26 protein-coding genes are annotated in these 22,754 nt (G+C 61.3%); 13 read left to right on the forward strand and 13 right to left on the reverse strand.

The window, feature by feature from the left end:
• The first annotated feature begins 13 nt into the window (after nt 1-13).
• Together OIS53_RS01665 and OIS53_RS01670 are read left to right on the forward strand one after the other, a co-directional pair.
• Nucleotides 14-613, forward strand: a complete 600-nt coding sequence (locus OIS53_RS01665) for a Uma2 family endonuclease (protein ID WP_264680652.1) — start codon at nt 14-16, stop codon at nt 611-613.
• 279 nt (nt 614-892) lie between these two features.
• Complete coding sequence (locus tag OIS53_RS01670) at nt 893-2,806, forward strand: ABC-F family ATP-binding cassette domain-containing protein (protein WP_264680653.1); 1,914 nt, start codon at nt 893-895, stop codon at nt 2,804-2,806.
• A 149-nt stretch (nt 2,807-2,955) separates the two neighbouring features.
• Here the strand turns inward: OIS53_RS01670 and OIS53_RS01675 are convergent, their stop codons facing one another.
• Nucleotides 2,956-3,555, reverse strand: a complete 600-nt coding sequence (locus OIS53_RS01675) for a hypothetical protein (protein ID WP_264680654.1) — start codon at nt 3,553-3,555, stop codon at nt 2,956-2,958.
• 440 nt (nt 3,556-3,995) lie between these two features.
• Here OIS53_RS01675 and OIS53_RS01680 point away from each other — a divergent pair, with 440 nt between their 5' ends.
• The 4 genes from OIS53_RS01680 to OIS53_RS01695 all read left to right on the forward strand — a co-directional run bounded on the left by OIS53_RS01680 (nt 3,996) and on the right by OIS53_RS01695 (nt 8,039).
• The gene (locus OIS53_RS01680; protein WP_264680655.1) at nt 3,996-5,351 is read left to right on the forward strand and encodes a type IX secretion system plug protein; all 1,356 of its coding nucleotides are present in this window, start codon (nt 3,996-3,998) and stop codon (nt 5,349-5,351) included.
• Nucleotides 5,352-5,426: 75 nt separating this feature from the next.
• Complete coding sequence (locus OIS53_RS01685; protein ID WP_264680656.1) at nt 5,427-5,813, forward strand: hypothetical protein; 387 nt, start codon at nt 5,427-5,429, stop codon at nt 5,811-5,813.
• A 294-nt stretch (nt 5,814-6,107) separates the two neighbouring features.
• Nucleotides 6,108-7,538 carry a M48 family metalloprotease gene (locus tag OIS53_RS01690; protein ID WP_264680657.1) on the forward strand — a complete coding sequence of 477 codons (1,431 nt, stop codon included), beginning with the start codon at nt 6,108-6,110 and terminating at the stop codon, nt 7,536-7,538.
• A 27-nt stretch (nt 7,539-7,565) separates the two neighbouring features.
• On the forward strand, nt 7,566-8,039 hold the full coding sequence (locus OIS53_RS01695) for a Uma2 family endonuclease (protein WP_264680658.1): 474 nt from the start codon (nt 7,566-7,568) through the stop codon (nt 8,037-8,039).
• A 105-nt stretch (nt 8,040-8,144) separates the two neighbouring features.
• On the opposite strand, the gene ychF is transcribed toward OIS53_RS01695, so the two are convergent.
• The gene (gene ychF / locus OIS53_RS01700) at nt 8,145-9,245 is read right to left on the reverse strand and encodes a redox-regulated ATPase YchF (protein ID WP_264680659.1); all 1,101 of its coding nucleotides are present in this window, start codon (nt 9,243-9,245) and stop codon (nt 8,145-8,147) included.
• 254 nt (nt 9,246-9,499) lie between these two features.
• Nucleotides 9,500-9,853, reverse strand: coding sequence for a PUR family DNA/RNA-binding protein (locus OIS53_RS01705; RefSeq protein ID WP_264680660.1), 354 nt, complete (start codon nt 9,851-9,853; stop codon nt 9,500-9,502).
• Between the two features lie 455 nt (nt 9,854-10,308).
• Here OIS53_RS01705 and OIS53_RS01710 point away from each other — a divergent pair, with 455 nt between their 5' ends.
• Genes OIS53_RS01710 through OIS53_RS01720 form a run of 3 tightly spaced genes read left to right on the forward strand, consistent with a single transcriptional unit; the run spans nt 10,309 to nt 11,750 of the window.
• A complete protein-coding gene (locus tag OIS53_RS01710) occupies nt 10,309-11,232 on the forward strand; it encodes a DUF58 domain-containing protein (RefSeq protein ID WP_264680661.1) in 924 nt (307 codons plus the stop codon).
• 19 nt (nt 11,233-11,251) lie between these two features.
• A complete protein-coding gene (locus OIS53_RS01715) occupies nt 11,252-11,509 on the forward strand; it encodes a hypothetical protein (protein WP_264680662.1) in 258 nt (85 codons plus the stop codon).
• Nucleotides 11,510-11,537: 28 nt separating this feature from the next.
• Nucleotides 11,538-11,750: a hypothetical protein gene (locus OIS53_RS01720; RefSeq protein WP_264680663.1), complete on the forward strand. Its 213-nt coding sequence runs from the start codon at nt 11,538-11,540 to the stop codon at nt 11,748-11,750.
• 6 nt (nt 11,751-11,756) lie between these two features.
• Here the strand turns inward: OIS53_RS01720 and OIS53_RS01725 are convergent, their stop codons facing one another.
• From OIS53_RS01725 to ltaE, 5 genes are all read right to left on the reverse strand, one after another.
• Nucleotides 11,757-12,383 carry a DNA-3-methyladenine glycosylase family protein gene (locus OIS53_RS01725; RefSeq protein WP_264680664.1) on the reverse strand — a complete coding sequence of 209 codons (627 nt, stop codon included), beginning with the start codon at nt 12,381-12,383 and terminating at the stop codon, nt 11,757-11,759.
• A 445-nt stretch (nt 12,384-12,828) separates the two neighbouring features.
• The gene (locus tag OIS53_RS01730) at nt 12,829-13,479 is read right to left on the reverse strand and encodes a metallophosphoesterase (protein WP_264680665.1); all 651 of its coding nucleotides are present in this window, start codon (nt 13,477-13,479) and stop codon (nt 12,829-12,831) included.
• Complete coding sequence (locus OIS53_RS01735; protein ID WP_264680666.1) at nt 13,476-13,937, reverse strand: GNAT family N-acetyltransferase; 462 nt, start codon at nt 13,935-13,937, stop codon at nt 13,476-13,478. Before OIS53_RS01735 ends, OIS53_RS01730 begins: the two co-directional genes overlap by 4 nt.
• A gap of 13 nt (nt 13,938-13,950) precedes the next feature.
• Nucleotides 13,951-15,222, reverse strand: coding sequence for a cation:proton antiporter (locus OIS53_RS01740; RefSeq protein ID WP_264680667.1), 1,272 nt, complete (start codon nt 15,220-15,222; stop codon nt 13,951-13,953).
• Nucleotides 15,223-15,393: 171 nt separating this feature from the next.
• Entirely contained in the window at nt 15,394-16,428 is a 1,035-nt protein-coding gene (ltaE, locus tag OIS53_RS01745; RefSeq protein WP_264680668.1) for a low-specificity L-threonine aldolase, read from the reverse strand.
• A 98-nt stretch (nt 16,429-16,526) separates the two neighbouring features.
• Here ltaE and OIS53_RS01750 point away from each other — a divergent pair, with 98 nt between their 5' ends.
• Nucleotides 16,527-16,697: a hypothetical protein gene (locus tag OIS53_RS01750; RefSeq protein WP_264680669.1), complete on the forward strand. Its 171-nt coding sequence runs from the start codon at nt 16,527-16,529 to the stop codon at nt 16,695-16,697.
• 188 nt (nt 16,698-16,885) lie between these two features.
• Here the strand turns inward: OIS53_RS01750 and OIS53_RS01755 are convergent, their stop codons facing one another.
• A complete protein-coding gene (locus OIS53_RS01755) occupies nt 16,886-17,380 on the reverse strand; it encodes a metallophosphoesterase family protein (protein WP_264680670.1) in 495 nt (164 codons plus the stop codon).
• Nucleotides 17,381-17,801: 421 nt separating this feature from the next.
• On the opposite strand from OIS53_RS01755, the gene OIS53_RS01760 reads away from it, so the two are divergent.
• On the forward strand, nt 17,802-18,503 hold the full coding sequence (locus OIS53_RS01760) for an NUDIX hydrolase (RefSeq protein ID WP_264680671.1): 702 nt from the start codon (nt 17,802-17,804) through the stop codon (nt 18,501-18,503).
• Nucleotides 18,504-18,537: 34 nt separating this feature from the next.
• Complete coding sequence (locus tag OIS53_RS01765; protein WP_264680672.1) at nt 18,538-19,020, forward strand: hypothetical protein; 483 nt, start codon at nt 18,538-18,540, stop codon at nt 19,018-19,020.
• Between the two features lie 118 nt (nt 19,021-19,138).
• On the opposite strand, the gene coaD is transcribed toward OIS53_RS01765, so the two are convergent.
• The 4 genes from coaD to OIS53_RS01785 form a co-directional block, all read right to left on the reverse strand.
• Nucleotides 19,139-19,606, reverse strand: coding sequence for a pantetheine-phosphate adenylyltransferase (coaD, locus tag OIS53_RS01770; RefSeq protein ID WP_264680673.1), 468 nt, complete (start codon nt 19,604-19,606; stop codon nt 19,139-19,141).
• Nucleotides 19,607-19,831: 225 nt separating this feature from the next.
• Nucleotides 19,832-20,710 carry a DUF3822 family protein gene (locus tag OIS53_RS01775; RefSeq protein WP_264680674.1) on the reverse strand — a complete coding sequence of 293 codons (879 nt, stop codon included), beginning with the start codon at nt 20,708-20,710 and terminating at the stop codon, nt 19,832-19,834.
• A gap of 108 nt (nt 20,711-20,818) precedes the next feature.
• The gene (locus tag OIS53_RS01780) at nt 20,819-21,322 is read right to left on the reverse strand and encodes an NUDIX domain-containing protein (protein WP_264680675.1); all 504 of its coding nucleotides are present in this window, start codon (nt 21,320-21,322) and stop codon (nt 20,819-20,821) included.
• Between the two features lie 158 nt (nt 21,323-21,480).
• Nucleotides 21,481-22,095, reverse strand: a complete 615-nt coding sequence (locus OIS53_RS01785; protein ID WP_264680676.1) for a DUF4126 domain-containing protein — start codon at nt 22,093-22,095, stop codon at nt 21,481-21,483.
• A gap of 133 nt (nt 22,096-22,228) precedes the next feature.
• Between OIS53_RS01785 and OIS53_RS01790 the strand changes: the two genes are divergently transcribed.
• The gene (locus OIS53_RS01790; protein ID WP_264680677.1) at nt 22,229-22,699 is read left to right on the forward strand and encodes a PaaI family thioesterase; all 471 of its coding nucleotides are present in this window, start codon (nt 22,229-22,231) and stop codon (nt 22,697-22,699) included.
• The last annotated feature ends 55 nt before the right edge of the window (nt 22,700-22,754 follow it).

The raw sequence follows: 22,754 nt of genomic DNA on the forward strand, positions 1-22,754 counted from the left end.
TACCAGCAACCTTATGGCCGCTGTCACACACCTATCCCAACTCGACCTCACCCGCCGCTACACCTACGCCGACTACCTGACCTGGCAGTTTACAGACTGGGTAGAGCTTATTCGGGGCAGGGTGCGCCTGATGAGCCCCGCGCCACGCCGGCAGCATCAGGACATTTCCCGCAACATTGAATTACCCATCATGCAATTCCTGCGCGGGAAAAGCTGCCGAATGTATCACGCCCCGTTCGACGTGCGCTTAACCCGCAGCACTGCCAACGGCGACGCCAGCATCGAAACCGTAGTGCAGCCCGATATCTGTGTTGTCTGCGACCCGCAGAAGCTGGACGACCGCGGCTGCCTGGGCGCCCCCGACTGGATTATTGAAATCCTGAGCCCCGGCAACTTCGCCCGCGACACTAAGGAAAAATTTGACCTCTACGAAGAAGCTGGTGTGCGGGAATATTGGGTCGTAGCCCCAGGGCAAAAGAACGTTATCGTGTACCTACTCGGCGACGCCGGCCGTTACGAGCTGCGCGGGGAGTTCTACCAGCCCGGCCCCGTTCCGGTGGCCACGCTGCCGGAGCTTCGGATAGAGTGGGTGGAGGTGTTTGAGGGGGTGTAAATCAGAGCTAACTTGCACACCTTCTTCATTCCAGTGAGAAGTTAGGGTGTACCAGCACCCGCTTCTTGAAACCCCGGTCTGCGCCAACAGCCGGGGTTTCGCCGTTCATAGGCAACCGTGTTGGAGGGGTGTTCACCGTACGTTGCAGCGAAGGTAGGTTGGCTAAGGCTGAGTTGCAATGAACTGTTTCAGCGTCAACAGCACCCGCCTGTTTTAATCCGAAATCGGCCGCGCCCTCGCTTTCAAACCCCTACCTTTGCACCTTCATAGCAAAGTAGGATGATTTCCATTACTGACCTCGACTTTCACTTCGGCTCCCGCACCCTCTACGACAAGGCCAACCTCCACATCAAGCCCAAAGACAAGATCGGGCTGATTGGGCTGAACGGCAAGGGCAAATCGACGCTGCTGCGCCTGCTGGTGGGCGAGTACAAGCCCGACGGTGGCTCTATCTCCATGAGCAAGGACGTGACCCTGGGCTTCCTGAACCAGGACCTGCTCAGCTACGACTCGCACGAGCCTATCCTGGTAGTAGCCATGCAGGCCTTTGCCGAAGCCCTGGACATTCAGAAGAAGATAGACGCGGTGCTGCTGGAGTTTGAGCAGAACTACACCGACGAGCTGGTGGAAAAGCTGGCCGACTTGCAGGAGCGGTTTGAGGCCCTGGGCGGCTACACCATGCAGGCCCGCGCCGAGGAAATCCTGGAAGGCCTGGGCTTCACCACCGAAGAGCTGCAGAAGCCATTGAAGCAGTTTTCGGGGGGCTGGCGCATGCGCGTCATGCTGGCCAAGATTCTGTTGCAGCAACCCTCGCTGCTGCTCCTGGACGAGCCCACCAACCACCTGGACTTGCCCTCTATCCGCTGGATTGAAAACTACCTGGCCGGCTACGAAGGCGCCGTAGTCATCGTCTCGCACGACCGGGAGTTTCTGGACCGCACCACCAACACCACCGTGGAAGTGACGGGCGGCAAGCTGGTGCCCTACGCCGGCAACTACTCGTTTTACCTTGAAGAAAAAGAGGAGCGCAACGCTATTCAGAAGGGCGCCTTCGAGAATCAGCAGGCCCAGATTCGGCAGGCTGAGCGGTTTATTGAGCGGTTCAAGGCCAAGGCCTCGAAAGCCAAGCAGGCCCAGAGCCGGGTGAAGATGCTCGACAAGCTGGAGCGCATCGAGGACGTGGCCCAGGACGATGCCCGCGTGAACATCAAGTTCAATTTCACCGTGACGCCCGGCCGCCACATCCTGCGCATGGAGCACGTGGGCAAGAAGTACGGCGACAAGCTCATCTTCCGCGACACCCACGTGCACATCGAGCGAGGCGACAAAATCGCCCTCATCGGCGCCAACGGCAAGGGCAAGTCCACGCTGATGCGCTTGGTGGCCGGTACCGAGGCGCCCACCACCGGCAACCACCAGCTGGGCCACAACGTGATTATGGCCTTCTACGCCCAGCACCAGCTGGAAAGCCTGAACGTGGAAAACGAGATTCTGCAGGAAATGAACGAGGCCGGCTCCAAGCGCAACGAAATGGAGCTGCGCACGGTGCTGGGCTCCTTCCTGTTCACGGGCGACGAGGTGTACAAGAAAATCAAGGTGCTAAGCGGGGGTGAGAAAAGCCGCGTGGCCCTGGCCAAAACCCTGATTTCGGAAGCCAACTTCCTGCTGCTGGACGAACCGACCAACCACCTGGACATGCAGTCGGTGAACATCCTCATTCAGGCCCTGGAGCAGTACGAAGGCACCTACATCGTCATCAGCCACGACCGGTACTTCGTGGAAAACGTGGCTAACAAAATCTGGTACATCGAGGACTACCAGCTGAAAACCTACCCCGGCACCTACCACGAGTGGGAGCAATGGATGGACGAGCGGGACAAAGCCGCCAAGAAAGCCGCGCTAAACGCCCCAGCCACGGCTAAGCCCGCATCCAACCAAGGGTCAGCTAAACCGGAGCCCGCCAAGCAACCCAGCAGCAACGGCAGCACCTCCAAGCAGAAGCGGGAGCTGGAAGAAGTAGAACAGAAAATCGACGAGCGGGAAAAAGAGCTGGCTCTTTACGAAAAGCAACTGGCCGACCCGCAGATTTATCAGAATGCCGCCCAACTTAAAGACGCCACCTTGAAATTTGAGCAGGTGAAAAAAGAGCTGGCTCAACTGAATAGCCGTTGGGAAACGCTGGCGGAGATGTAGTCAGCAGGCTCAGTAAAACAGCAAGCCCCGCCCGAAGCTACGTGCTTCGGACGGGGCTTTTTGATTGGATTATAGTTTCGGGATTGGCTACAATAAGATAGCCGGGAGAATCGGAGAACCTTAATGAGCTAAGGTACTTTACGAGCTGGTCAGTAGGTTTGAATCCTGGTTAGCTTCAAGGAACCTTGAAATCTGCCAGATAGGTACCGATCATACATAATTAATCCTTCATCAGCATTCCAGTACGATTTATCACCATTTTCGTGTCGCATAACATAGGTTTTAAATGTTCCTTTAGGCACTACTATGGTTGTATCAATAGTGATGATATTATTCTTCGTGACGATGCTTCTGCCGCATCCATATTCTACAAGTTCCTGATTTAGGCGGGGTGCATTAGGGGCATATAGAAAATCAAATGTTTTTGACGAATTAATTATACCCCATCCGCAATTCTCGACTGCCCGACCATATAATCCTCCTTTCTTTACAACAATATCATGGTCGAGTATTCTAAAATATAATATATTATTAGTAGAGGTTGAGGTATTTAAAATATCCTCCTGAAATCTTTCGTGGATAATAATACGACGAGAATCCCTTATAGTATCGGTAGGCGTATAATAATCATAATATAATCTATTGCCAGCCTTTGCCCAACCAAATTTAATTTTTTTGTTTTCATCCTTGGTGCAGGAGCAAAGGCAAGCCAAGATGATAATGGTAGCGGTGTAAGCTAAATTTTGCATTTTGATTGGATTTAGGTACCACGTATTTAATATTTGTGTAGCATTCAGCAGGGGGCACCTGCAACTGAGCCTGGAGTTCAGCTTGGAGTAATGGTGGCCTACCTGGCCTCTTGAAACTGCTTCAATAGCCTACAACTATAGTCAATACTACCCATATATGAAACATCCACAGGCAGTATTTGAGCGCAGTTCGTCTTGCCGCTCACTACACACCGTAATGTCAATTAATAAAAAGGTAGCGCCATAGATAAAAGCCGGCAAGAAGGATGTAGCGAAGTGAGTGACCAGCGAAAGAAGCCAGCTGGGTAGGCAAAAGTATAAGAGTTCAGCTAGTCTGGCGCTTAGCACATCGTTGCCAGCTATTGTGCCGCCTCGACTACCTTGTTTATTGAAGCGTTTATTGAAGCATGAAATAAAAGCTTCGCGCTACATTCGTGCCTATGCGCCTTTCCTTACTTCCTCCGCTTCTGCTCCTTGCCGCCACGGCCTGCGTGCCGCTGGGTACGCCCATCACCGACCCCAACGCCGCCCGCCGGCCCGCCACGCCGGGGCAGCAGGCCGCTACCGAATACTACGCCGACAAAACCCTGCGCTACCAGGACTACACCTACGACCCCAATGTGCGGACGGTGCAGTGCTACGTGGCCACGGGCCAGCCCAACGAGGTGTTCAACCCGCCGGTGGTACCCATCACCCAGGAAGCGCCCGTCATGCTGGAGTTCGACGTGCTGGGCGGGCAGGGCGGGCGCCTCACGGCCAAGCTGGTGCACTGCGACGTGAACTGGCAGCCCTCGGTGCTGACGGACCTGCAATTTCTGGACGAAATCAACGAGCAGCTTATCACCGACTACCGGGCCTCCGTCAACACCCGGGTGCCGTACTTTCACTACCGGCTGCGGCTGCCGCGGGTGAAGCTGTCGGGCAACTACCTGTGGGTGGTGCAGGGGCCGGGCGGCACGCCCTTGCTGAGCCGCCGGGTACTGGTGTATGAGCAGGGTGGGGTAGAGGTGTTTCTGAAGCAGGGCATTCCGGTGGCCGGGCAGGAACGCTACACCCTGCAGCAGCTCGACTTCGGGATTCGCTACGCGGGCATGCAACTGGTCAACCCGGCCCAGGAGGTGAAGGTGGTGCTGCGCCAGAACTTCCGCTGGGACAATGCCAAGGTTAACCTGCGCCCCACCTTCGTGCGCGACGCTGAGCGCCGCCTCGACTACCAGTACTTCAACTTCGAGAATGCCTTTCCGGCCCTGAGCGAGTTTCGGTTTGTGGACCTGCGCACGTTCCGGAGCCTGGGCGTGGGTGTGGCCCGCCTCAACCCCGAGGCCACTCCCCGCCAGGCCGAGCTGCAGCCCGAAGCCACCCGCCTAGGTCAGGCCTACACCCAGTACGATGACATTAACGGCCAGCGCGTGATTGAAAGCCGCGACTTCGTGGGCAACGGCAACACCACCGCCGACTACCTCAGCGTGACCTTCCATCTGCGGGCCTCCGAGGCGGCGCCGGGGCCCGTGTACGTGCTGGGCGCGCTGAGCGACTGGCAGCTCAAGGATGAGTTTCGGCTGACCTACGATGCGGCCACGCAGGAGTATACCGGCCAGGCCCTGCTCAAGCAAGGCTACTACAACTACTACTACGCCACCCAAACGCCCCAGGGCCCCAACAGCGTGGTGTGGGAAGGCAGCTATCAGGAAACCGAAAACCAGTATGACCTGCTGGTATACTACCGCCCGCCCGGTTCCCGCGCCGACCTGCTCATCGGTTACCAGCGTCTCGACGTAAACCAGCGCCGGCCCTAAGCCAGCGCCGCCGGTCCAAGCCTTCTAGGGCGGAAGCCGTCCAGTCAGTTCGTGCCGCTGCGTGTACCCTCTGTCATGACTGTCCTCACCCAGGCCCAAACTCACGCCCTGCTGCTGCGGGGCCACCTACTGGCTCCGGAGGATTGGTACTGCCTGTACTACTTCCGGCCCGATAATGTGTTTGCCCTACTGGCGCCGCGGCATTTATTGCTGGTCGATGAACCCGATGCCCGCTGGGATGAACTGACCGACCGGCTCCTGACTTGCCTGGAGGCGGCCGATCCGGCGGGTGTCGTGCAAATTCCGAAGCTGCCCACCCCGCAGCGGCGGCGCCTGTGGGAGCAGTTTGTAGTGGCGCAGCCCGTGGCACTGCGGCAGCAGCTGGCCGCAGCCGTTCCGCCCGAGCGGCTGCACGCGGTACTGGCAGACTGGCGGCCCGAGCAGCTGGACCGCCTCGTGTGAGACCTGGACGAAGCCGTGCAGCAGGCCTGGGCACAAGCGCAGGAGGCGTATTGCCTGCCCTGGCTGGAGGGGTTCTGTCATGAGCACCGTATTCCGCTGACTGGTGCCCGCTTAGGGTCGGTTGAGCTACGGTAGCCAGTCCGCGCAGGGCGGCTTGGCACTCAGGGACGAAGCTGCCTGGCCGGGGCCACACGCGGGCGTAACCTTTCCACGGAGGAGCTACGTTGCAGGCATATTTCCGTTTGGCAGGACCCTTGCAAGGCACGCCTGTGTAGACCTCGTTTTTCTTTGCTCATGAAACTTTCCACCCTATTGCAGCGCCGCCTGCGCCTGGGCGCCCTTGGGCTGCTGCTGCCGCTGGCCGGCTCCACGGCCTTTCGGGCGCCCCAGCAAACCAAGCAGCCTGACCCGCAGATACTGGCTCAGTTCGGCCTGCTGGAAAACCCCACCCTGCAAAACTTCATCGACCAGAAGGGCCAGCAGATGGCCGCCGTGTCCAGCCGTGCCGACTACGGCTACAACTTCACCATCCTCGACTCGCCCGTTATCAACGCTTTTGCCGCCCCCGATGGCAACGTGTACTTCACGCGCGGCATTATGGCCCACTTCAACAACGAGGCCCAGTTTGCCGGCGTGCTGGGCCACGAAATTGGCCACATCACGGCCAAACACGGCCAGAAGCAGCAAACTCGCTCCACTGTAGCCACCGGCGCCCTCATTCTGGGCTCCATTCTTTCGAAGCGCGTAGCGCAGATTGCCCAGCCCTTGTCGCAGGGCGTGGGGCTGGTGTTTTTGAAGTACGGCCGCGACGACGAGCGGGAGTCCGATAAGCTGGGCGTAGAGTACTCCACCAAAATCGGCTACGATGCCTCCCAGATGGCTGATTTCTTCCTGACCCTGCAACGGGAGCAGCAGCTCAGCGGCGCCGGTGCCGTGCCCGACTTCCTGTCGTCGCACCCCAACTCCGCCGACCGGTACCAGACCGTGAAGCAGCTGGCCGCCCAGGCCCGCCAGAACGCCGGGGGCCGCCAGCTGTCCGTAGGCCGCGACCAGTATTTGCGCATGCTCGAGGGCCTCACCTACGGCGACGACCCGCGCCAGGGCTTCGTGGAAGGTGGCGTGTTCTACCATCCCGAGCTGAAGTTCCGCTTCCCCGTGCCCCAGGGCTGGAAGTCGCAGAACTCGCCTCAGCAGTTTCAGATGCAGGAACCCAACGGCAAGGCCCTGCTGGTGCTCACCCTCGCCCAGGGCTCTTCCCTTGACCAAGCCGCCCAAAGCCTGGCCCAGCAGCTCAAGCTCCAGAACGCCCAGGCCAGCCGCACCACGGTCAACGGCTTCCCGGCCGTAGTCGTGCAAGGCAACCAGATCGGCCAGGACCAGTCGGGGCAGCAGGGCGTCACGGCCAGCACCCTATCGTACCTGATTCAGGACGGCCAGACCATTTACGCCCTCATCGGGCTGTCGGCGCCGCAGGCGTTTAGCACCTACGGCGAAACATTTCAGCGCGTGGCCCAGGGCTTCCAGCGCCTCACCGATGCCAGCAAGCTCAACCGCCAGCCCGAGAAGGTCCGCATCCGCACCGCCAAAGCCGGCCAGACCCTGGCCCAGGCCCTGGCTGCCAACGGCATTCCCGCCAAGCGCCACGAGGAGCTGGCCATCCTGAATGGCATGAAAACCACCGATAAACTAGCTTCCGGGCAACTGTATAAGGTGGTGGGTAAATAAGGTAACTTTGGAAAAAGCCCGTGCTGTATGGAAACGCAAGCCGTTGAGATTATCGAAACCGAAGTTCCGCTGGAAAAAGCTATGTCGTTAAACCATTCCCGGCTCATCAGCCGGATTACCTGGCTGCTTTCGGCGGCCTACGAAGGTCAATACGACATATTACCTGAGCTGGAATTTGAGTTGAGTGCGGGCCGATTAAAGCCCGATGTGGCAGTTTTGCCGCGGCTGAGCTACGACTGGGAAAGCGACATCGTGCGGTATCCTGAGCCGCCTATCACAGCCGTCGAAATACTTTCTCCCACTCAGTCGCTCGATGGTCTGATTACCAAGATTCGCCAGGGATATTTTGCCAGCGGCGTAAAATCAGCGTGGCTGGTGTTGCCGGCCATTCGCACCATTAATCTGTACTTACCAGGGAAGCCCGTTGTTCTAGTCAACGCTGGCACTCTAGCAGACCCAGCCAGCAACATAGAAATAAAGATTGAGGACGTGTTTCGCTAATAAAACCGCCCCGACCAAATCCGGCCGGGGCGGTTTTTTACAGAGTTTCTGCGGAAATGCTGGGTATAGAATAGCAGTCTTGCTGAGCCGACAAAGAATCCGAACCTACACGTTAAACCGGAAGTGCATGATGTCGCCGTCCTGCACCACGTATTCTTTGCCTTCGACGGCCATTTTGCCGGCTTCCTTGATTTTAGCTTCCGAGCGGAACTGCACGTAGTCATCGAGCTTGATAACCTCGGCCCGGATGAAGCCTTTCTCGAAGTCGGAGTGGATGACGCCGGCGGCTTGCGGGGCTTTGTCGCCGCGGTGCACGGTCCAGGCGCGCACTTCCTTGGGGCCGGCCGTGAAGTAGGTAATCAAGTTGAGCAGCTCGTAAGAAGCCCGAATCAGCTTGTTCAGCCCCGACTCTTCCAGGCCGTACTCGGCCAGGAACATGGTTTTTTCTTCGGGGTCTTCCATTTCGGCAATCTGCGACTCAATAGCGGCCGATACCACCACTATCTGCGCGTTTTCGCTTTTCACGTGCTCCCGCAGGGCATCTACGTAGGCATTGCCGCCCTGCGGAATGCTGGCCTCGTCCACGTTGGCCACGTAGATGACGGGTTTGATAGTAAGCAGCTGCAAGTCGGCTACGGCCTCTTTCTCCTCGTCGGTAGCGTCGAGGGAGCGGGCGTTGTGGCCGGCTTCGAGGTGGGCCTTGAAGCGGCTCAGGGCGGCTACTTCCTTTTTGGCCTGGGCGTCGCCGCTCTTGGCCGAGCGTTCCGACTTGGCCAGCTTCTTGTCGATGCTCTCCAGGTCCTTGAGCTGTAGCTCAGTGTCGATTACGTCCTTGTCGAACACCGGGTCCACGCCGCCGGCCACGTGCACGATGTTGGGGTCGTCGAAACAGCGTACCACGTGAATCACGGCGTCAACCTCGCGGATGTTGGCCAGGAACTTGTTGCCCAGGCCCTCACCCTTGGAAGCGCCCTTCACCAGCCCAGCAATGTCCACGAACTCGATGATGGTGGGCACCACGCGCTCCGGCTTCACAATTTCCTCCAGTACGGTCAGGCGCGGGTCGGGCACGGTAATCACGCCCACGTTGGGCTCGATGGTGCAGAACGGGTAGTTGGCCGACTCGGCCTTGGCGTTGGAAAGAGCATTGAACAGCGTGGACTTACCCACGTTTGGCAGGCCGACGATACCGCAGCGGAGACCCATAAGAGTGAAGGCGTAAATGAATGAATGAGTGAATGGGGCCAGGCCGCGCAATTCGGGCGCAAAGGTACGGGGCTTTTCCGGGGAAAGCACGAGGGCTGTCATTCCGAAGCAGAAGGAATCTGGGTTCCTGACCGAAGGCTGACTCAGATTCCTCCTGCGTCGGAATGACAACGGCGCGCCGCGGCCGAAGCCGGGCGCGCCGCGCGCAAAAACTGAAAAATGAGGTACTACTGTTTCGCTAGGCCAGAAGGGGGTTAATAGGTGTCGTCGGCGGGGCGGCTGGGGGAGTAGCCGCCTTCGCGGCCTTCGTCGTAGGCAGGGCGGGGGCGGTCCAGCTCGGCTACTTCTTCGGGAGTCAGCAGCTCTTCCCGCACAAAATCCACGGCATCCTGCAGAGCGTCCACAAACTTCAGGAAGTCTTCTTTGTAAAGGAAAATCTTGTGCTTCTCGTACGAGAACGTATCGTCGTCGCGCATGCGGCGCTTGCTCTCCGTGATGGTCAGGTAGTAGTCCTGACCGCGGGTGGCCTTCACGTCGAAGAAGTACGTGCGCTTGCCAGCCTTAATACGTTGGGAGTAGATTTCTTCTTGGTCGTGACGGTCTTCCACGGGCCTTCTGTAAAGTTTTGTTATTCCAAGATGGGTTAAGTTGAGTGCAAAGTACGTGCTTATCGCTAGATAGAAAAATTGGGAGGGAAGCTTTTAGCTTCTACCTGTAATACAGCGCGTAGCTTTGCCTGCACCGCTACCCGCAAATACAGGACCAAATTTATGTCAGAATATATAACAGAACTTTGAAAATAGTAACGTAGTCCCAACCCCGCTTCTGCCACCAACGCCGCCACAAGTACGGCAGTAGCGCCTCCCGCACCAGAGGTGCGCGCTGCTCCTGGTTGAAGCCAGCTGTTGTACCTTGGCCTGGCGGAGCCCGCCGGGGCCGGCCCGGCGCCGGAACGGCTTGGGGCTGCGGCCGTGTTGCTGGCCCGACGCTCCACCCGTCGGGCCCTGTTCAGACTATCTACTGGCTGAGCGCCGGCTCGAAAACGCTTTTTACACTCCTCTCTATGTCTCGTTTGCTTGATCTGGCCGCCATTCGCTCCTTCGAAAACCTGGAGTTTCTGGCCCGCCAGCTGGTCGAAGGCTTTATCACCGGCCTGCACCAGTCGCCCTACCACGGGTTTTCGGTAGAGTTTTCGGAGCACCGCCTCTACAACCCCGGCGAAAGCACCCGCCACCTCGACTGGAAGGTGCTGGCCCGCACCGACAAGCTGTTTGTGAAGCGCTACGAGGAGGAAACCAACCTGCGCTGCCACTTGCTGCTCGACGTAAGCCCCAGCATGTACTACCCCGCCCCCACGCACGACAAGCTGCGCTTCTCGGTGCTGTGCGCGGCGGCCCTGGCCACGCTGCTGCAAAAGCAGCGCGACGCCGTGGGCCTGGTCACGTTTGCCGAGCAGGTGGAGCTGCAAACGCCGGTGCGCTCCACCAGCACCCACCGCCACACCCTGCTGCTCACGCTCCAGCAGCTGCTGGAGCGCCCGGCCCCGGCCCGCCGCGCCACCACCACCGACGTGGCCGGCGTCATTCACACCATTGCCCAGCAAATCCCGAAACGCTCGTTAGTGGTGCTGTTTTCCGACATGCTGGGCCGGGCCCCCGAGGAGCAGGCTTCCACGCTGGCTGCCTTGCAGCACCTGCGCCACCAGCACCACGAGGTGCTGCTGTTCCACGTCATGGACCGCGCCACCGAATCCGACTTCACCTTCCAGGACCGCCCCTACCTGTTTGAAGACCTGGAAACCGGCCAGACCGTAAAGCTCCAGCCCGCCCAGGTGCGCGAGCAGTACCGCGCCGCCATGCGCACCTACGAGCACGAATTGGCTCTGCGCTGCGGCCAGTATAAGATTGACTTCGTGCCGGTTGACATCCGGGAGCCCTTCGACAAGGTGCTGTACGCCTACCTGGTGAAGCGTGGCAAAGTGCGGTAGCCTACCAGTTTAGTAGCACATGAGCACTTGGTACTGCCGGATCTGCGGCCTTGACTACGACACCTCACCCTGGGGACCCGACGAGCGGACTCCAGACTACACTATCTGCGACTGCTGCGGCGTCTCGTTCGGGTATGAGGACTACACGCCGGCCGCGGCCCGGCAGTTTCGGGTGGAGTGGTTGCGGCGGGGCGCGCCGTGGTTTTGCCCGCGCCAGCGGCCCGCCGATTGGGACCTTGCCGGGCAGTTAGCCCAGGTACCGCCTGCGTATCAATAAGCAAGCCCTCTAACGTAGCAATAACTTGATGTACAGTGATATTTGGTTTTTACTGGTTCTGGTGTGTCCGCTGTCGGCTATAATTACCGTGTACGTAGCGCATATGTACGGGCGGCGGTTTTGGCCGTGGCTGGTGTTTGGCTTCTGCGTGCCGCTGCTTTCCGCCTTTATAGCTCTAGCTCTTGCCATGCGCGATGCCCGGCGCGAAGCAGCAGCGGACAAGAGAGAAGAGGAGAAATAAGCCACTTTACTCGGCGGGCGTGTTGTCCAGAGACTGCCACAGGTACTTGCTGGCCAGCGTGCGGTAGGGCCGCCAGGGCTCAGCCAGCTCGGTCATGCGGCGCAGCAGGGCGCGGCCGGTTTCCGGCAGGCCATAGTGGCGGCGCATGGCATTCTGAATACCCAGGTCGCCCTCCGGAAACACGTCGGGCTGGTCCAGGCTGAACATTTGCAGCATCTGCGCCGTCCAGCGCCCCACGCCTTTAATTTGGGTGAGGTGGCGGGTGAAATCCTCTTCCGGCAGCCGGCTGAGGTGGGCGTGGTCGAGCTGGCCGCGCTGGGCAAACTCGGCAATGGCGCGCAGGTAGCCGGCTTTCTGGCGCGAGATGCCCGCCGCGCGCAGGTCCTCGTCGGTGAACTGGAGCAGGGCGGCCGGCTCGGGGTAGCCGTCGGGCGGAAACAGGGCCTGCACCTTGCGCCAGATAGCGGCCGCCGCCTTGGTCGATATCTGCTGGCTGACAATAGCCCGCAGCAAGGCCAGGTACAAATCTTCGTGGGCAGAAGGCAGAATGGGACGGCCGTGCCGGATAATGTCCGCCAACACAGGGTCGGCTTGGGAAAGGTGGTGCAGTGCGGCGTTCAAATGGTCAGTCATAAGCTGTGAGGTAGATATCTGGCGGCAGACTTAGCCACCACAGGTGGCGCGTCTGCCCGCCGGGAAATGGGGCAAGTCTCCCGACTTGCGGCCGCCGCAGGCGGCCATCGGGCGTCAGGGCCGCCTGCCTGAATATAGCGTTGTCGCGGGCCTCGTTGCATGGGTGTCGTTCTGGCCCTCAGGGCTGAAGCCCTGGGCTAATCAGCGGAAAAATGTCCCGCTACGTAGCCCAGGGCTTCAGCCCTGGGACGTGCAGAGCGGTCCAGCATTGTGCTGCCGTGTCGCGAAGTACAACTTCGCGTTACATCTTCTGGGCTCACCATCTAGCCATACGGCGCGGTGCCACCTGACCGCTGCGCGGCCGCAAGTCGGGAGACTTGCCCCATGCCCCGGCGGGCAGACGCGCCACCTGTGGTGGCTAAGTCTGCCGCCAGGCTTACACCCTCTACTCAATATCAGCCCGGTGCGTGGGGACGATGAACTCGGCTAGAACATCGCCGGTGAGGGAGAAGCGGATGCCGGTCAGGGCCTGGCCCAGGTAGGCGCCGGTGTCGATGCACACCACGTTGGCAATGGGGTCGAGGGTGGGCTGGCCGTCGGTGGGGGTGTGGCCGATGACCTGGCGCTTGCCTACGTTGAGCAGGGGGCCGCGCCGCCAGAGTACGCCGTCGGGGTTGTCGGGGTCGAGCGGGTCGAGGGTATTAGCGAAGCCGGCGTGGCTGAGCAGCAGGTGGTTATTTTGCCAGAATAAGGGTCGTTGCTTCAGCCAGGCGAGGTGCTGCTCCAGCAGCTCGGGGCGGCCCTGGTACTGGCGCAGCGTGGCCCGGCCACCCCAGCGCAGCCAGTCGGGGTTGGGGCCCTGCGGCCCTAAGTGCTGCAACATCTCGTGCTCGTGGTTACCGAGCAGAAACACCGTGCGGCCAGGGTGGCGGGCCTCCAGGTTCCGGGCCAGTTCCACGCACTCCGGGGCGTAGCGGCCCCGGTCTACCAGGTCGCCGGTTTGCACCAGCAGCTCGTCTGCAGGGTGCCAGTGCTGCACCAACTCCCGCAAAGTGTGGTAGCAGCCGTGCACGTCGCCGATGGCAAATACAGTCATGAATCAGAGGACGTGAGGTGGGCGTCGTAGCGTATCCGGCACCGGTCGAGGCCCGGCGCCCAGTAGTTGGGCTGGGGCGGTTCGAGCAGGCGGAAGCCCAGCTTCTCGTAGAAAGCCGCCGTAAGCTGGGAGGTTCCAATGTCGATGGGCAGGTGGGGGTACTGCCGGGCGGCTTCCAGGAGGCGAAACTCGGTGAAGGCCCGCCCGATGCCCTGCCCGTGCCGGCCGGCGTGCACCATGCCCCAGGTAAGAGCCACGTGGGAGCCGTTGAGGGCGTAGCCGCCAGCCGCCACCGCTTCCCCTTCAGTTACCGCCACAAAATACGGGTGGCCGCTGGCCAGGTAGTCCAGCAGGTCTGGCTCTTCCGCCGTCACGAAGTAGCGCGGCACGTTGGAGCGGAACAGCCCGCGCACGGCTGTTTCGTGGCGGGCTGGGTCGTAGGGAAGGAAGTGGAGCATACAAACCGGAGCGTTACTGCGGAGGAGGAGAGGCCTCAGGGTCAGTGCTCAGCCCCAGGCGCCTGACCAGCGGGCCGATGGTGAGTCCCTGCCCGATGATGCTGAACACCACCACTACGTACGTAATGCCCACGAGCAAGTCGCGGGGCATGGTAGCGGGCAAGGACAACGCCAGGGCCACGGAAATGCCGCCCCGCAGCCCGCCCCAGGTGAGCACGGTGGTGCTGTGCGGGGCAAAGGTGCGGGTGCCGAGCCGCAGCAGCCCCAGCGGAATCGACACCGACACGAGCCGCGCCACCAGCACCACCGCCACGGCCAGCACGCCGGCCAGCACAAAGTGGCGGGTGATGTGCAGCACCAGCATTTCCAGCCCAATGAGCACGAACAGCACCGCATTCAGCACTTCGTCCAGCAGCTCCCAAAACTTGTCGAGGTACTCGCGGGTGCGGTCCGACACGTTGCCGGCGCGGCTGTAGTGGCCCACCAGCAGCCCGGCCATCACCATGGCCAGCGGCCCCGACGTGTGCAGCCACGCCGCCAGCGCCGTGCCGCCCGCTACCAGAGCCAGGGTCAGCAGCACCTCGGTCTGGTAATGGTCGATAGTGCGCAAAAGCCAAGCGGTGCCGTAGCCCAAAGCCGCACCCAGCACCAAGCCGCCTACCGCCTCGCGCACAAACAGCCAGACTATTTGTAAGGGCTGCACGGCGTCGTAGCCCAGCGCGGCCACTTCAAATACGCTCACGAACACCACCACGCCCACGCCATCATTAAACAGCGACTCGCCCACAATCTTGGTTTCCATCTCCTTGGGAATGTTGGCTTTAGTCAGGATGCCCAGCACGGCAATGGGGTCGGTGGGCGAGATAAGGGCGCCGAACAGCAGGCAGTGGATAAAGTCGGTGGGCAGGCCCAGCAGCGGGAGTCCCACGTACATGGCCGTCGCCACCACTACCGTCGACAGCAAAGTGCCGGCCGTGGCCAGCACGCCTACTGGCCAGCGCAGCCGCTCCAGGCGGCGCGTATCGACATGGATGGCGCCGGCAAACAGCAGGAAACTCAGCAGCACTTGCATCAGCAGGGTGTCGAAGTCGAGCCGGGCCACCAGCGCCACCACGGCCAGCACCGGCGTCACGCCCATTCGCCCCAACGCCACCAGCCCCAGCGACAACACCAGCGCCAGCACCATCAGCCCAATAGCGCTGGGCAGGTGCAGAAAGCGGTGGTTGAGGTAGCCAAAGCCCGCCGCCACCAGCAGCAGCAGCGCAAATGCGTTGTAGAGTTCCAAGCGGGAGAGGTGAGGAGGTGAAAAAGTGAGAAGGTGATGGAGTGAAGAGGTAATAAACCAGGTATCATCTAAAGCTGGCGAAGGCCCTCCCCCGCTCGAACGAACCGTTCTGCCGTTCCGTCGTTCGGGCGGGGGAGGGCCTTCGCCAGCTTTAGATGACCAGTAGAAACGTTACAACGCCAGTTCTTGCAGCGTGGTTATCACGCGGTTCACCATGGCGTCGTCTACGTCGAGGTGGGTGACGAAGCGGACGGTTTGCGGCCCGAAGGCGGCGGCCCGGATGCCGTGCTGCTCCAGCCGGGCCAGAAACTGCTCGGCCGGAACCTCGTCGCGTAGCCGGAAGATGACTAGGTTTGTTTCCGGGGCCAGCACCTCGGCCACGGAGGGCAGGGCCGCCAGCGCGTCGCCCAGCTGCCGGGCGCGGCGGTGGTCGTCGGTCAGGCGCTCCACGTGGTGATCCAGGGCGTAGAGGCCGGCGGCGGCCAGGTAGCCGGCCTGCCGCATCCCCCCGCCCATCACCTTGCGGATGCGCTTGCACTTCTGCACCAGCGCCCGGCTGCCCAGCAGCACCGAGCCCACCGGCGCCCCCAGCCCCTTGCTCAGGCACACCGAAATGGTATCGAACAGGCGGCCGTACTCGGCGGTCGGCTGGCCGGTGGCGGCCAGGGCGTTGAAGATGCGGGCCCCGTCGAGGTGGAGGGCAATGCCGTGGCGGCGGGCCACCTCATGGATGGCTTCCAGGGTGGGCAGGTCGTAGCAGGAGCCGCCGCCGCGGTTGTGGGTGTTTTCCAGCGAAATCAGCCGCGTAATGGGGTAGTGCAGGTTGTCGGGGCGGATGGCGGCCTCCACCTGCGCGGCCGTGAGGCGGCCCCGCTCACCGGGCAGCAGGGCCACCGAGGCGCTGGAGTGAAAGGCCACGCCGCCCGCTTCCCAGAGGTAGATGTGGGAGTTCTGCTCGCAGATAACCTCCGACAGGGGCTCGGTGTGGGCCTTGATGGCAATTTGGTTGGTCATGGTGCCCGAGGGGCAGAACAGGCCGGCTTCCAGGCCAAACCGGGCGGCAGCTTCCTGCTCCAGGGCCCGCACGGTGGGGTCCTCCTCGTACACGTCGTCGCCGACGGGGGCGCGGAACATGGCCTCGAGCATGGCGGGGGTGGGGCGCGTCACGGTGTCGGAGCGCAGGTCTATCGGGGCGGGGTGGGTCATGCGAAAGGAATAGGAAAAGCGGGAAAGGTTTCCCGTTTCAAATTTAACCCTTACTTTTGCGCCTCATTACCTGAACGACGTAAACCGACCCGGAAAAAATGAGCGTTACCCGTCTGAAGCGGAAGCACCGCAAGAACATTGCCCGCGCCAACAACAAGCAGCGCGTTATCAAGCAACTGCTGCTAACCCCCGTTCTGAAGAACGTGGACATCGAAGAGCTGAAATCCCGCTTCGCCAACAAGCCCGCCCAGACCGAAGCCGCTGCCTAAGCCGCAGCCTTCCCGTCTGACGCACCTACCCCCGGTGTCGGTGGGTTTTCAGTCAGAAATCACAAAAGCGCCTTTCCTATAGCAGGAAAGGCGCTTTTGCTTGAGCTACAAGCTGTAAGCCGCAAGCTACAAGCTGATGTTCAGGTGCCAGCACAGAGCTTGTAGCTTGCGGCTTACAGCTTGCCGCTCTACTTCGGTCCTAGCTCCACGGCTTGCAGCTGCTGCACTTTGCCATCGGCTACCTCGAACCGAAGCAGAGTGCGCACTTTGTGGAAACCGTGGCGGCCAGCGGCGCCGGGGTTGAGGTGGAGCAGGCCCAGGCGCGGGTCGGGCATGACTTTGAGAATGTGGGAGTGCCCGCTGATGAACAAGCCCGGCCGGTGCTCGTGCAGCAGGGGCCGGGCCGCGGGGCTGTAGTGGCCGGGGTAGCCGCCGATGTGAGTGATGAGCACGGCCAAGCCCTCTACCGAAAACGCCTGCACCAGAGGCTGTGTCAGGCGCACGTCGCGGCCGTCGATGTTGCCGTACACCCCACGCAGCGGCGCCACCGCCGCCAGTTGCTCCACCACGGCCGCCGTACCGAAGTCGCCGGCGTGCCAGATTTCGTCGCAACCGCGCAAATGGTGCAGGATTCGGTCGTCGAGGTAGCTGTGGGTGTCAGAAAGCAGGCCAATTTTTTTCATAGGGTCTCAGGGACTTGGGGGCTTAGGATCTTGGAGGACGTTCTATTGAAGCTGTTTGGAAGTCGCCAGACCGTCATGCTTCATCTGGCGTCCGCTTGTCGAAGCATCTCTACCGCTTCGTCTGCACGTGATGAGAGTTACCCTCAATAGAGATGCTTCGCGGGGCTCAGCATGACGTTCCGGTATGTTTTAGACGACTTCCTAAACAGCTTCACTGTCATTCTGATTACGTGGTATACCGCCTACGCGGTATAGCATCTAAGACCCCAAGCCCCTAAGCCCCCAAGACCCTAAATACAACACAACGGCTGACATCCCGTATCTTGCCCGACTACGGGTATACTTTCGTTTCCCGCGAAATATGCTGTGCTTTGCAGCCTTGCCCCTAGATGTTTGTGCTCCTCCCGCAGAATACCCCGCGATGAACGTCTTCATCAATGACATCCCGCTGATTATCAAAAAGAACAGCGAGAAAATCTACAAGCACCGCTACGACCTGATTTTGGGGCCGGAGGACGAATTTACTTCCAAAGACCTGGTGGGCGACGTGCTGGTGCGCGACGTCACGGATGTGTTTATCGACCGGCTGCTGCGGTTGATGGAAGTAAAGAAACTCAAGAAGCTGAAGTCGCTGACGCTGCTGGCCCGCAAGAAAAAGCGGCTGATTCTGCACCTCAAAGACCAGTTCAAGATTGTAAAAGCCGCCGGTGGCCTAGTGGTAAAGGAAGGGCTGGTGCTGATGATTTACCGCCTCGGCAAGTGGGATCTGCCCAAGGGCAAGCTGAAAAAGGACGAGGACCCGGCCCTGGGCGCCCTGCGCGAAGTGGAGGAGGAGTGCAACATCAAGATTGAGCTGGGCGAGCAGCTACCCAGCACCTGGCACTCCTACGCCTACAACGGCAACAAGATCCTGAAGAAAACCAACTGGTACGTCATGCGCTGCCTCGACGACACGCTGATGAAGCCCCAGGCCGAGGAATACATCGAAGAAGTGCGCTGGATGACGCCCCAGGAGGCCCTGGGCGTGCTCCACGAGTCATACGCCAGCATTGCGCTGGTGGTGCGTCACTACCTCAGCGAAACCGCCGGCGCCACCCCCGCCGACAAAGAGTCGGCCCAGTAACCCACGCGCGAGTACCAGTTAGTACAGTTTCTTGATGCATTTTCTACGCTTTGCCTGTTTAGCGGCGCTGGCGGCAGCCACGGCCTGCACCGGCTCTCAAACCGCCTCCGAAATCGGCTCCCCGGCCGTTAGTCGCGCCGAAACTATCATGCCCCTTGGCACCCTCAACGCACCCGCGTTACTCGGCAGCACCATTGACCAAGTACGGCGCAGCCTGGGGGCGCCCCGCGAAGCCAAAGCCCAGAAAGTGGGCCTTGAACCCACCCCCGAGCAGCTGAAAGCCACCAAAGGCGAAGCTTGGGTAAACACGTTTGAAAAGAGCGGCACTACCATTATCGTCACCTTCGACGCCCGCAGCCGCAAAGTGCGCGACCTGGTGCTGATGGGCGAAGACGAGGACAAACTACTGTACCTGGGCAACCTCGACCTCGATGCTCCTGAGTATCAGGTGTTGCCCGTTGCTAATCCCAAAAACGACCGGCAGCTCATGGGCCTACGCGTGGTGCCCAAAAAGTAAGAGCTGCGCTCCGATACGTAAGCCTCACCCCCGAATCTTCCCCCGCGAGGTGGGCCGGGGGTGGGGCTGCCTGTGGATTAGCCGATAGGCTATACTGTGTTCCGCAAAACTGCTCTCGTCACTGCTCTGGGCGGGGCGGCAGGGCGAACGGCACGAAATCGTCCACGTTGCCGCCGAAGCGGTGAATTTCGCGGATGATGGTGCTGCTGATGGCGGCCAGGGTGGGGGAGGTAATTAGAAAGACGGTTTCCAGGTCCGGGTTGAGGTGGCGGTTGGCCTGGGCAATGGTGTTTTCGTACTCGAAGTCGGTGGTGTTGCGCAGGCCCCGCAGCAGAAACCGGGCCCCGGTGTGGCGGGCGAAATCGGCAGTGAGGCCCTTGTAGGTGCGCACCAGCACGCGAGGCTCCTCCCGAAATACCTCGGCTATCAGCTCCTGCATCTGCTCCACCGGCAGGTAGCGCTGCTTGCTGCTGTTGTTGCCGATGGCTACAATCACCTGGTCAAACAACTCCACCCCGCGGCGCACCACGTCCAGATGACCATTAGTAAACGGGTCGAAAGAGCCGGGAAACAGGGCGATGCGCATGGTAGGGGCTTGGGGTCTTGGGGACTTAGGGGCTTAGAACTGTACCAGTAGCCCGTCATGCTTTATCTGGCGTCCGCGAAGTCGAACCGAAGGAAGGCGAAGCCAAGCATCTCTCCTTCTGGCTAACTCCTGACGCTTGTTCAACGAAGTGGGAGAGATGCTTGGCTTCGCCTTCCTTCGGTTCGACTTCGCCTCCGGCTCCGCTCCGCATGACGTACCAGTGCTTCACTCGCACAAATGCAGGGCGTACAGCTCGAAGAAGCGGTACTCGAACACGTCGTTGAGGCGGTAGCTGTAGCCCAGGTCGAAGGGGCGGTTGCCGAAGCGGATATGGCGGATGTACTTGCGCAGGATGGTAAACAGCTCCGAGTCGTGCATCAGGTCGCCCCACACTACCACGGAGTCCTGGTCGGGGTTGAGCTGCAGCTCCTGCATCACCAGGATGGTGTAGTAGATAAGGTCTTCGGGAGTGCTGAAGGGAAAGACGTTGCAGAACTCCGGGCGCTTGTCGCGCACGGCCAGGATGGTTAGCTCCAGGTGGCCGATGCTGAGGTAGATGCGCCGCGCGCCGCCTTGCTCACTCTGGTGGACTACGCCTTCGAGCAGGGCGCTGGTTTGGTGCAGCAGCCGGCCCTGCGGATAGATGCGCCGAAACCAATCGGCCAGGTTTTTCTCGGCCGCAAACACGCTCACCAGGTCCAGGCTGGCGTGCTGGTAGTGCTGCACGGTTTCGTGCTGCAAGTCGGGGGCGTGGTGCAGGCGCAGGTAGGGTTCCTCGTCGCCGGGCCGAAACAGCGGGGCCGGCAGCTGGGTGAAAAAGCGGTTCTGCACGGCCAGCCGCACGTGGTTCCAGCCGGTCTGGCCCACCAGGTCGTGCTGGCTGGCCAGGGCCTGCAGCTGCCCGGCCAGGGAGCTGGCCGTGGTGGGCGCGTAATCTTCCAGCACCACAAACTTGTTGCGGCGCACGTCGGCCACGCCCAGGCGCAGGCCGGCGGGCCCGGCCGTCAGGTACAGGTTGTAGGAGGCCAGCTGGCCGGGGTCCAGCGTCTCGTCGCGCAGGCGGTGCAAGGCAACCGGGGGCACGAGAGCGGTGGCGGCAGACATAGGCTCAGCGGGTAAAGCGGAAACGGACACGAGCGGAAAGCAGCAGAAACGAGTTGAGCCGCTAAAGGTACGAAAGCCGACCTTAGTGCTGCCTGCTAGCCAATAAGGCTACTGAAACCGGATTTGTGGAATAAATACGTCGTCGGTGCTGATGATGTCGCGCAGGACGGGGTGCACCTGGGCCGGGGGCAGCGCATGGAGCTGGCGCGGCGTGCAGAAGGCCACCTCGCTGAGTAGCTGCTGGTCGGGGCCGTGCTCGGGGTCGGAGCCCAGGCGGGGCACGGCGCTGGAGTGGCGCGGCGTCACTTCAAAGAACAGCTCCAGGGCTTGCAGCTCGGCCCGCTTAAACTCGTGCAGATGCAGAAAGCGCCCCACCGCTATTTCCAGACCAGTTTCTTCCCGAAACTCCCGCTCGAGGCAGTGGCGCAGGGTTTCGCCGAACTGCCAGCCCCCACCCGGCGGCGACCAAAACGGCTGGCGGCCGGGCAGCAGGCCCCGGTGGGAGGTCAGCAGCAGGGCGCCCTCGTGCACCAGCAGGCCGCACACGCGCACCCGCGCCACGCCGGCGTAGGTGCCCAGCAGTGAGTCGATGGAAGATGTGCTATCAGTCATGCAGATTAAAGAACAGGAGGCCGAAAGGTGCCGCCTGCAGTATGCCTACGGCAAAAGAAGCTGAGCAGCCACACCAACCAGCCAGCGCAGTTGCGGAGTACGGAGCCAGAGCTGGTTCTGGTGCGCAGCTTGGGTTTGCTACAGCCGAACTGCTGCCACTACGCGGATCCTTCGGGAGCCGGCCAGACGGCAGCAGTCCGGCGGGCGGCCCGGCGCTGCCGCCAGCGGCGCAGGTGCACCAGCACCCACCCCACGGCACCCACCGCCAGTGCGGCCACGAGCAAGGGCACCAGCAGCCCCAGCACCGTGCCCACAATGGCCAGCAGGTTTTCGGCCGTAGCCAGCACGGGGTTGCCCAGGCCGCCCGTGGTGGCCGTGGAGCCGGCCCGCAGCAGGGAGGTGCCGGTTTGGATGATGCCGGCCGTGCCGCCGCCCACCAGCACGCCCAGCCCCCAGCGTACCATGGGCGGCAGGTCGGGCAGGGCCGAGGTCATGAGCAGGGTGCCGGCAATAAAGGAGGCCGGACCCGTAATGGTGTCCAGCAGGTTGTCGACCACCGGCACGTAGTAGCCCAGGATTTCGGCCACCGTGGCCGTGCCCAGGGCGGCTACGGCCGGCCAGCTGCCCAGCCACTCGAAGCCCGCCGACGGCGTGAGGTAGCCAGTGCGGTAGGCAAGGCTGGCCGCCAGCAGGGGCACAAACACCCGAAAGCCGCTGCACGCGGCCAGGGCCAGGCCTAGCGCCCCGGCCAGGAGGTAGTTTATGTGTTCCATAATGCTCAACGTGAGGTATTTTTCTGCCCGGTCGCTTGCAGGGGTACTGGCAGCCGGGGTGAAATTATTTCCAAAATATACACAACTGCGCGGTTTGGTGGGGCGGGGCCCAGGCCAATACCTTTGCCGCCGCATGACCACACCACCCCCCGCTATTCCCGCCGCTGCCGACGACGATTCCCTGCCGGCCCGCATCCGCCGCAAGCTGGCCCGCCAGCACTTCATGCACCACATCGGCGCCGACCTCACCCGCATCGAGCCGGGCCGGGTGGAGGCCGAGCTGCCCTTGCGGCAGCAGCACCAGCAGCACGCCGGCTTTGCCCACGGCGGCCTGGTAGCCACCCTGGCCGACCTGGTAGCCGGCTTTGCCGCCGTAACGCTGGTGCCCGAGGGCACGGGGGTGGTGACGGTGGAGCTGAAAATCAGCTACCTGCACCCCGGCGTGGGGCAGCAGCTGCGGGCCGTGGGGTGGGTGCTAAAAGCCGGCCGGCGCTTGCACTTTTGCGAGGCCGAGGTGTGGTGCGACGCCCTGCTGATTGCCAAAGCCACCGCCACCATGGCGGTAGTGGAACCCTCGGCACCGGCCGATGCAGCCCAGGGCTAGCGGGCTTAGGTGTTGGCATCTTTTCGGTTTGACCAAGGCTGCTTTTTAGGATTTA

The sequence above is a fragment of the Hymenobacter sp. YIM 151500-1 genome (assembly GCF_025979885.1).
Classification (GTDB): domain Bacteria; phylum Bacteroidota; class Bacteroidia; order Cytophagales; family Hymenobacteraceae; genus Hymenobacter.